Origin of the sequence: Cohaesibacter marisflavi (genome assembly GCF_900115225.1) — a bacterium.
GTDB lineage: Bacteria > Pseudomonadota > Alphaproteobacteria > Rhizobiales > Cohaesibacteraceae > Cohaesibacter > Cohaesibacter marisflavi.
Window position 1 is genome coordinate 1 of the sequence record NZ_FOVR01000031.1, and the last position, 9891, is coordinate 9891.

Here is a 9891-nt window from a genome sequence, read left to right on the forward strand (position 1 = left end):
ACCACCAATCAAGCTTCTAAAAACGTAACGAGCTCTTTGTCTCATTCGGTCCATAAGGACCTCAAGACCAAGCCGTCCACGTTTCTCTTTAGTCATTCCATATTGTCAAAGATCAAAAAGCAAAATGCCTTTTCTTAGAACTCAAAGCCAACATTCTTAATCAGCCAAGTCCCAAATTTTGGGGCGAACCGCCCCGCCGCCAGCAGCGCCGCCGCTGTCGATGGATCGGTTTATAGACCCCACCCCAATCAGAGTCAAACACTAAAATACATTTTTATGACATATATCCCCACCCATCGGGATAAACATAAATATATAAATAAATTCAACAGCTTAGAGAAATGGAGAAATATGGATAGTCATTTTTGCAAAGAAAAGAAGCCTTTCAAACAAGATTTAAAAAGCACACCTGTTTTTGCCACCTAAAAGGCGCTCATCACGCTCTCAATATAGCAACAAAGCGCTGCGATTTTTGGCTCGCAGCGCCTTGCGTGTCAAAAGCCTGAGAGGATCAGGCTGTTTTCAACCAATCAGCCTGAGCATAACTTTGCATAAAGCGCAAAGATATGATCTTACCATCCCGCCCACTGAGATTTGCGGAGACACTTTCTCCATCCGCAAATTCCAGCTGCACAGTCTGCCCTTCTCTAAAGGATGCTGACGTTTCAATTCGACAGCCTTCCTCACTCAAGGTCATGATCGTTCCTGTTGCCCGATGCCCCTCCGCATCGACCAGGGTGACCTGCATCATCTTTGTTTTCAGGTCCGCTCGTCTTTCTTCTACATCCCGCGCCACACTTTCGAGGAAGCTTTCCACTTCCTGTCCCAATTGCGCTGCGGCATTGGTCAACAAATCCGCGGCTTGCTCGACCGTCCCAGCCTCGCCAGCAGTTTCCCCAATCACATCAGAAGCCCCTTGCGCATTCTTCCTGGCAGCATCCACTTCTGAAGAAGCCTTCTGAATTGAACCGGCTATTTTTTGAGTGGATTGTTCCTGCTCTTCTACAGCAGAGGTGATAGATTCGGTAATCGTGCTGATCTCCCCGACGGTTTCAGAAATGCGTGCGATCGACTGTACCGCATTCTCCGTCAATTGTTGCACACCACTGATCTGGCTCCCGATTTCTTCGGTTGCCTTTGAAGTCTGACTGGCCAGCTCCTTTACTTCAGCGGCAACCACCGCAAAGCCTTTGCCCATCTCTCCGGCGCGCGCAGCCTCTATGGTCGCATTCAACGCCAACAGATTGGTCTGATCGGCAATATCGCGAATAAGACCGACAACCGTGCCGATCCGCTCGGCCGCTTCGGCCAGAGACCCAACATCCTGATTGGTAGCCGTCGCAATTTCTGTCGCCTTGCTGACCATCTGGTTGGCATGTGATGCGCGTCCAGCCACATCACGCACGCTGGACACCATATGATCCGTCGCTCCGGCAATGGATTGCACATTGCATGAGGCTTCTTCAGAAGCACGCTCGGCCATGTTCGCTTCGTTGGACGCCTGATTGGCGACACTGGATAAAGTGCGTGCGGACCCCTTCATAGAATCAGCCTGCCCATCGACCGACTTGAGTGTTTGATCGATCACATTCTTGAAGTTTCCCACCAGCGTTTCCAACTCCCGCTGCCGGATGCGTTCTCTTGCGCGCTCTGTCTGTTGCGCGCGCTCCAGCCGCAGTCGCTCCACCGCATTATCCCGGAAGACAGCAACAGCCCGCGCCATATTGCCAATCTCGTCTTTTCTACTCTGGCCATTGATGAGCACATTGGTGTCATTTTGCGCCAGATAGGTCATATTTTCTGCCAGACAATAAAGGGGCTTCGTAATTGACCGGCCGATAATGACGGACAAACCGATGACAACAGAGGTCAAGAAAGCAAGAAGAGCAAAAATGATCCAGAAGTCACGTTTGGCACCATTGGCCAGATCTGTCGTCGTCGAAACAATGCCCTCGGCGATACGATCTTCGATGATCTTCATCTGATCAATGCGGCGCGTGCTGGCTTCGAACCACTGAGGCCCACTGATCTCTGCGACATCCCCGCCAAAGGGCGCCATATTGGCAACCGCACGCATCTGGTCAACAGTCGACTGTTCTTCTCCCTTTAACACCGAGCGCCACGCCTCTTTGGCTTGCTCGTGCCCAAAACGATCAAATATGGACATAAATGAGCGCTGCATCGCTTCCAGCCCGACGAATTTGCGATAGACCGGCTCGGCAAATCGTCCTGCACCAAAGCCATTTGCGCCCATAGCCCTTTCAATCCCGGCGCGTTCCTTGGCTTGTAGAAAAGCAATATAGGAAACCATCAACCGAACCACGCGCCCGTCATCACTGGTCAACGCAACGCTTTCTACCATATTGAGCAATTCCGCGATCAGGGGCGTATAGTAGCCCGCCATTTTGGGAACATTAATCGAAAAGCTGTCCACATTGGCCCGAACGCTGTCCAGATTGTCCAGCTCAGACACAGCCTTTTCAAACGGCACCTTGAAGCCAGAGAAATCAAGCCGCCCTATCGCCTCGGGGATACTGGCCCGGAAAGCCTTGAGGGCCCGATCTGTATCAGCGCGTCTTTGCCCGATGGAATCGGCAAATTTCGCGCCTTTCGAGCCAATAAACCCGGCAGAGGTACCTCGCTCCTTCTGGAGCTCATGAACCAGCCCGGAAACAACGGGCGCTAAGGCCACCACATCGGCAACCGACTGGGCCACCGTCGCCTTTTCCCGTTCCTTGAGCAAATCGGAAATACCCACTCCGACAACAGCACAAAGCGGAATCAAGGCAAGAACAGCAATACGCGCGGAAAGCGAAAGATTATTAAATATGGACAGCATAATAATTCCCCGATCTATTCTCTAAGAAATATTACGCCATGCATAAGTTAATAAATATAATAAACAAACAGATCCAAAAATACGAAGTTTTTTCTTGTCGAACAAAGACTATGCGGCAAACAACTAAAAGAAATACTTGTTAAATAGCAAAAAGAAGCCTGACCTAGGTTCAAGCGGCAACTATCTCAAAGATCCTCACCGCTCCGGGCAAATTTACCAAGGATGTAGCCATTCAGCCCCATAATCAGCCCCAGAGACAGAGGAGAAAAAAGAGCCTCTTCCTGAAAGATGCCGTTGACGACAACCGTTATTGTTATGAAACAGGCCAACGAATGCAGATTGACCCGACTGACAAAGGAAACTTTATAGACTTGCAGGGCAATCCAGAAATACACCGCCAACAACCCGAATGTGGCAAAGCCCATTTGGTGCAACAAAACCCCGACGGCGCTTTCCATGGCCACAGGCGTTCGCCCCGCATGCTGAAAAGCAGACCAATCGAGCTTATCGAAGTTGGTCAGCAGGTTGCCCGCGTCTCCAATACCATTGCCAAAGGGATAATCAATGAAATTATAAACGCCCCCCATGAAACCAAGCACATGGAAATCGCCAATTTTTAATCCCGTTACAACGCCCAGCAGAATATAGACAACCAGCACGACGGCCAGCGACCCGATGGCGAACATGGCTCCGAAGAGCTTTCGGGCAACCAACGCACAGAATGCCAGCAGCCCCATGATAATGGCTCCCTTGGCGCTGGCAAACAGCACAAGGGGCGCCATCAGCAGCGCTAGATACCAGCGCTTATTGGTTAGCATGAGAATGCAAAGGAACATCAGTGCGTAGGAATAGCTGATTGCATGCCCGTTGGGGCCGTTCATCCGTAAGATGATCAGGCGAAAATCCCCAAGAAGTGGAGTATTGAACAGCTGCACCTTCATCAGGTCCAGAATGCCTGTAATATACTGGCCCGTGGTGCGCGCCGATTTGTCAGCAACCAGATTAAGCATGGCTTCCCGGTTGGAAAATTCCCAAAGTGTCCAGCCGTTGGTCAGGTCCAGCCATAGTCTGCGATCGATCATCTCGATATAGCCCATGACAATCACAATTACCGTCAGGATCGTGAAAAAGGGCACCATGGGAATCTGCCGCTTTAAAGTCGCCAAAAAGAAAATCTGTAAAACCAGCAAGGGCGTGATGATGTTGCGTAAATAGACAACCGCGCCTGCCGGGCTCTTGGTCAGCCCGAGTAGGAAATAGACTCCGATCAGACCAAAGCCAATCAGACAGACCACCATAAGCTTGTTGGTCATGCGGCTGAAGGAACGCCAGTTCAGCGCATAATGACCAAACAGCCATAGCCAGAAGACCACGGTGGTGAAGAAATTATACCCGCGCACGAAATTGTAATCGTCCTTGGTGACCAGAAAGCCAGACATCATCGAGATGAATAAATTCTGGAACAGCAAGGCAAACACAACGACAAGCGGCGCATAAGGGGTAAAGAAAAGCACCACGCATGACGCCAGCGCAAGCTGGGTAGCAATCGCCAGAAGCGGATTGACGAAATGCAGGACCAACGGCACCACGGTCAGCGTAAGACACAGCAGAAACACCAGCAGATGCTCAAACGCCCCCAAGGCCGTTTCTTCCCGGGAGGATTGGCTATCGGATTCAGGAAAATCAGGAGAAGCCGGCATCAAGGATGCCGGAGCGACAAATGATCTAATGTCCGCCTCCCCTTACTCAAGACCTATTTCGTCTGTTCCCACACATCTGCACCCGTCATCAGATACTGCCATGAAGAATACAAAGCTTCTATTAGGAAAGATTTAAGCCTGCCGGTGCGAGTGGCGAGCAGAACACGCCTTGAACCGCAGCACATGAAACCTTCTTCACACCCAAAAAAAACAATCCTAGATCGGCATTGAGAATGCATGCAATCGTCTTTATAAGCGGAATACTACCTAGTCCCTTAGAAAGATATCCTTTTGCCGGTTCCTGATCTAGATCTAGGCCCGCAAAAGAAAAACTTGCTAAGTAAGATGTAAAAGTTTCACAAACACAAAGACCGGAAGGTAATTGGGCCTCGTTTTAGCATGCAGATCAGATGTTTAATCGTTGATGATGAGAAGCCTGCAAGAGATGAGTTGAGTTATTTACTCTCCCGTCAGAGTGATATCGAGATTCTTGCGCAAGCCCCTTCTGCCGAAGAAGCAATAGACCTCAGCCTTAATCTACAGCCTGATCTAATCTTTCTCGATATTCAAATGGCTGGCAAAAATGGCTTTGATGTCATTCGCAATCTGGTGAGCAGCACAGAGCATCCCCCTATTTTCGTCTTTGTAACGGCTTATGATTCCTATGCCGTCGAGGCCTTCGAGGCCAGTGCCATGGACTATATCCTTAAGCCGGTCTCCGAGCAGCGCCTTGCCACAACACTGGATCGCGTGCGCAGGATGCATGACGAAACGCAAGATCCTCTGAAGCAAAAGCTGGAAACCCTGCTCTCTGAAGTGACAAGACAGAATGAAGCCTCCAGCAAGCCGGCACAGACTCACACGAAGATATCCGTCCTCATCAATGGTCGCATTCGCCTCATGGATCCGGATGACGTCATCTATTGCGAGTGCGAGGATAACAGGGTTTTCGCTCACACCTTTGATGGCACCCTGCCCGTTTATGGCATCGCCAGCATGGACCGGATGGAAGAGCATCTGGCCAATACCGGCTTTTTCCGTGCCCACCGTTCCACATTGGTCAATCTGGATGCAATTTCGGAATTCAGCCCCTGGTTCAATGGCAAATACAGCCTGACCATGAATGACCAGAAGAAAAGCGAGCTGACGGTCAGCCGGTCTCGCGTCAAGGATTTCAAGCTGCGCCTCGGTCTGTAGTCGGCCAAGGCAAACCGCGTTTGGATACATGACTTTACTTTGAGGGGAGTTGGAGTCTCATGTCGATTGTCGCTCTGATGGCCTTCCTGCTCAAGCAGGTTGCCCTGCTCGTGGCCGGAGCTTTTGTCTTGCTCACTGTATCGCCGGTGCAGGAAATCAACTTTCGGCAGGATTCGATTTTCAATCGTCTGTTTCTGATCCTCTTCTTCGGCTTTCTGGGCATTCTGGGCACCTATGGCGGCAACGAGATTTTCAACTCATTTGCTAATCTGCGCGCTATGGCAGTCATCACTGCAGGCCTGTTTGGTGGCCCCGTTGTTGGCCTGGGCGCGGGCCTCGTGGCCGGTGGACATCGCTTTTTGATCGACCCTTGGGGCTTTTCCGCCTTGGGCTGTGCGCTTGCCACGATAACGGAAGGGTTTCTGGCGGGCTGGCTACAGCGCCATCTCAAAGACAGGGCAATGGATTGGAGCGTAGCCTTTTTCCTGACCATCATCGGAGAAACCATGCATATGGGCATGGTGCTGTTGCTCTCCCGCCCCTTTGATGATGCACTGGCGCTTGTGCGCGTCATTATGCTGCCAATGCTGATCGGCAACTCTCTGGGCACCGTTCTATTCGTTCACATCCTCAATTCGATCAAGGGACTGCGCGAACGCAAAGCATCCGACCACACACAAAAAATCTTCGAAATTGCCAACAGCACGGTGTCACACTTGCGCTCTGGCCTTAATGGCGACAGTGCTCAGGCTTTGGCGCGCATCATTCTGGAAAAACTGCCGGTGGCAGCCGTGTCCGTCACCAATGCCAACACCGTCATCGGCCATGCGGGCGAAGGAGCAGATCATCACTTGCCCGGCGAGCCGTTTGTCACTAAGGCGACCTTCCGTGTCATCAAGACCGGCGAACCCATTTTCCTCAAGGATCCGCACCTGATCGGCTGCAGCGACCCCCATTGCCCCTTCACATCGGCGATTATCGTGCCGCTCAAGAAAAATGACACGATCGTGGGTACTCTCAAATTCTACGGTTCAGCCCATCTCGAACTCAATTCGGTGTTGTTCGAACTCGCCAAGGGTCTGACCGACCTCTTCTCCATTCAGCTTGAACTGCAGGATATTCAGGTCAAGGACCGCCTGCTTGCCCATGCAGAAATCCGCCATCTTCAGGCACAGATCAACCCGCACTTCCTGTTCAACTCGCTCAACACCATCGCTTCTTTCTGCCGCACGGCCCCAGACAGGGCCCGCGACCTCATTCTCGATCTCTCGCTCTATATGCGCAAAAATCTGGATTCCAGCCGCGGCTTCATTCGCCTCTCGGACGAACTGGACCAGATCAACTCCTATCTGGCCATCGAAAAGGCACGCTTTGGCGAACGCATTCAGGTCAAGCTTGACATAGAGGATGGTTGTGAAAAGTGGCCCATCCCCTCTTTGATCATCCAGCCGCTGGTGGAAAATGCCGTCAAGCACGGCCTCAAGGAACGGGCGGGCGCCGGCATTGTTGGCCTCAAGATCTTCCAGAACCACAATCAGCTCCATATCACGGTCTATGATGACGGCGTTGGCATTCCGGACAATATCCTCGTCTCGCTTCTGGAAAAGCGCCAGATTGAATCGCACCATGAAGGGATTGGCCTGCGCAACTCCAATCTCCGCCTTGAGCATATCTATGGGCCAGAGCATGGCATGCAGATTTCAACCACCCCGAACAAAGGCACCCATATCAGCTTCTCGATTCCCAACCGGCAAGAGCTGCTCCCCAAGGCATCCTGACCCTTCTCATCTCAGACATGCATTCTGGCTTCAAAAAGCGCCCTGCCATTCAACCTTGAGATTCGCACGTTCGCCAAGAGCTGAGATGCATTCCAGCCCGGCATAGATGCATTTCACGCCAGCAAAGATGTCTCCCACGCGCTTTCCTTTGGCTCTTCAGACTTTATTAACTAGCCTCTCAGGCTGGGGAAGCATTTGTAGTTCCGCGTTGGAACTACCCCGGTTAAGGAGGAACGGTATGCTTTATTTCTTGTTATGCGTCGGGATTCTAGTCCTGGGCTATTTTACCTACGGCGTCTTTGTTGAGAAGATTTTCGGCATCCAGCCAGATAGAAAAACACCCTGCTGGACCAAGGAAGACGGTGTTGACTATATCAACATGCCAACCTGGAAGGTCTTCTTCATCCAGCTGCTCGATATTGCAGGTCTGGGCCCGATCTTTGGCCCCATTCTGGGCGCTCTTTATGGCCCGCAGGCCTTGCTCTGGATCGTGATCGGCTCCATTTTTGCCGGTGGCGTCCATGACTATTTCTCGGGCATGCTTTCGGTTCGCAGTGGCGGCAAGTCCATTCCGGAAGTGGTGGGCGACGAGATGGGCCAGTTTGCCCGTCAAACTCTGCGCGTCTTCTCGGTTATATTGCTTCTGCTGGTTGGCGTGGTCTTCATTCTTGGCCCGGCAAAACTGCTCAGCAGCATGACCGGCTTCAATGTCCAGCTTCTGGTCGCATTGATCTTTGTCTATTACTTCGTCGCCACTATCCTGCCGATCGACAAGATCATTGGCCGTCTTTACCCGATCTTCGGCGCACTGTTGCTCTTCATGACCATCGGCATCACCTTCGGCCTGATTTATCATGGCTATGAATTCCTGCCGAACATGGACATCTCGACCAATGTGCATCCGGGCGATCTGCCACTCTTCCCGCTGCTCTTCATCACCTTGAGCTGTGGTGCCCTGAGTGGCTTCCATTCAACCCAGTCGCCTTTGATGGCCCGCTGCATGCGCAACGAGAAAAACGGCCGTGTCGTCTTTTATGGTGCCATGATCGCAGAAGGCATCATCGGTCTGGTATGGGCCACCGCAGGCATGTCCTTCTATGATAGCCCGGAAGCCCTCAATGCCGTGATTGCCGCCCAGTCTCCGGCCGGTGTCGTCAATCAGGTATCCACCGAGCTTCTCGGCGTCTTTGGCGGGTTCCTTGCTGTTCTCGGCGTGGTCATTCTGCCAATCACCAGCGGTGACACGGCTTTCCGTTCGACCCGCCTCATTCTGGCTGAAACCCTGAGACTGGACCAGACCAAGATCAACAAACGCCTTGTAATTGCCATTCCGCTCTTCGTCGTGGCTTTTGCAATCAGCCTTGTCGACTTCAATATCATCTGGCGCTATTTCGGTTGGTCTAATCAGACGCTCTCCATGCTCGTGCTTTGGAGCGCAGCCATCTGGCTTGGCCGCAAGGGCAAACTGCATTGGATCGCCACGGTGCCTGCCGTGTTCATGACTGCCGTGGATACCGCTTTCATCTTGCAAGCCAAAATCGGCTTCAACCTGCCAGCGGATATTTCCAATATCGTGGCCGTCATTGTCGCAGCGATCTCGTTGATCGCCTTCCTCATTCTGGTGCGCCCGACAGGGGACGTCAGTGAAGAGGCAGAACCGGCTGAATGATCAGGTTTGACAACAGGTCTTGTGGCTGCCCGCACAGCCACAAGGCAATTGGCCGCGTTGATCTCTGATCAACGTGGCTTTTTTGTATCTACATTAAACCTCCACCTACGGTGGAGGATTGGACAAGTTCTACATTTTCGGTAAGAGACCTCCTCACTTGAACCATTGGCGTGGTTATAAGATCAAATGAGGAGGTTTTTATGGACGAAAATCACCTATCACACAGCACTTGGGACTGCAAATATCATATAGTATTCGGCTCTAAATATAGGACGAAACGTCTATATGGGGACTTGCGCCTTGAGCTGAGAGATCAATTTACCAAATTGGCATCACAAAAGGGCTGTCACATTGAGGAAGGGCATCTTATGCCCGACCACGTGCATATGCTGATCTCGATCCCACCCAAATATTCAGTGGCTCATATCGTTGGATTTCTCAAAGGAAAGACGGCTCTTTATGTGGCAAATAAGTATGCTAGAAAGCGCCGCTACAAGGGATATCACTTTTGGGCTCGTGGATACTTTGTCTCGACAACGGGCTATCAAGAGGAGGTCGTCAGACGGTATATCCGCAATCAGGAGAAGCAGGATAAGGCAACGGATTTTGCAGACCTGTTCAAGCCTAATTATTAAAGCGTAACAAAACCACTTCCAGTGGTTCAAGCGTAGCGTTTCAAACCTCCCCCTCTGGGGGAGGTCATGACTT

General features: G+C 51.5%; 6 protein-coding genes. 4 read left to right on the forward strand and 2 right to left on the reverse strand.

Annotated elements, in window-relative coordinates; translation table 11 throughout:
- Positions 1–511: 511 nt before the first annotated feature.
- Entirely contained in the window at positions 512–2839 is a 2328-nt protein-coding gene (locus BM258_RS23915) for a methyl-accepting chemotaxis protein (protein WP_090075755.1), read from the reverse strand.
- A gap of 185 nt (positions 2840–3024) precedes the next feature.
- Positions 3025–4539 carry a hypothetical protein gene (locus BM258_RS23920; protein ID WP_090075756.1) on the reverse strand — a complete coding sequence of 505 codons (1515 nt, stop codon included), beginning with the start codon at positions 4537–4539 and terminating at the stop codon, positions 3025–3027.
- Positions 4540–4938: 399 nt separating this feature from the next.
- On the opposite strand from BM258_RS23920, the gene BM258_RS23925 reads away from it, so the two are divergent.
- The 4 genes from BM258_RS23925 (at position 4939) to tnpA (ending at position 9818) form a co-directional block, all read left to right on the forward strand.
- Positions 4939–5736, forward strand: a complete 798-nt coding sequence (locus BM258_RS23925; RefSeq protein ID WP_090075757.1) for a LytR/AlgR family response regulator transcription factor — start codon at positions 4939–4941, stop codon at positions 5734–5736.
- Between the two features lie 59 nt (positions 5737–5795).
- The gene (locus BM258_RS23930; RefSeq protein ID WP_090075758.1) at positions 5796–7514 is read left to right on the forward strand and encodes a LytS/YhcK type 5TM receptor domain-containing protein; all 1719 of its coding nucleotides are present in this window, start codon (positions 5796–5798) and stop codon (positions 7512–7514) included.
- Positions 7515–7752: 238 nt separating this feature from the next.
- Entirely contained in the window at positions 7753–9183 is a 1431-nt protein-coding gene (locus tag BM258_RS23935; RefSeq protein WP_090075759.1) for a carbon starvation CstA family protein, read from the forward strand.
- A gap of 200 nt (positions 9184–9383) precedes the next feature.
- A complete protein-coding gene (gene tnpA / locus BM258_RS23940; RefSeq protein WP_090073844.1) occupies positions 9384–9818 on the forward strand; it encodes an IS200/IS605 family transposase in 435 nt (144 codons plus the stop codon).
- Positions 9819–9891: the final 73 nt, after the last annotated feature.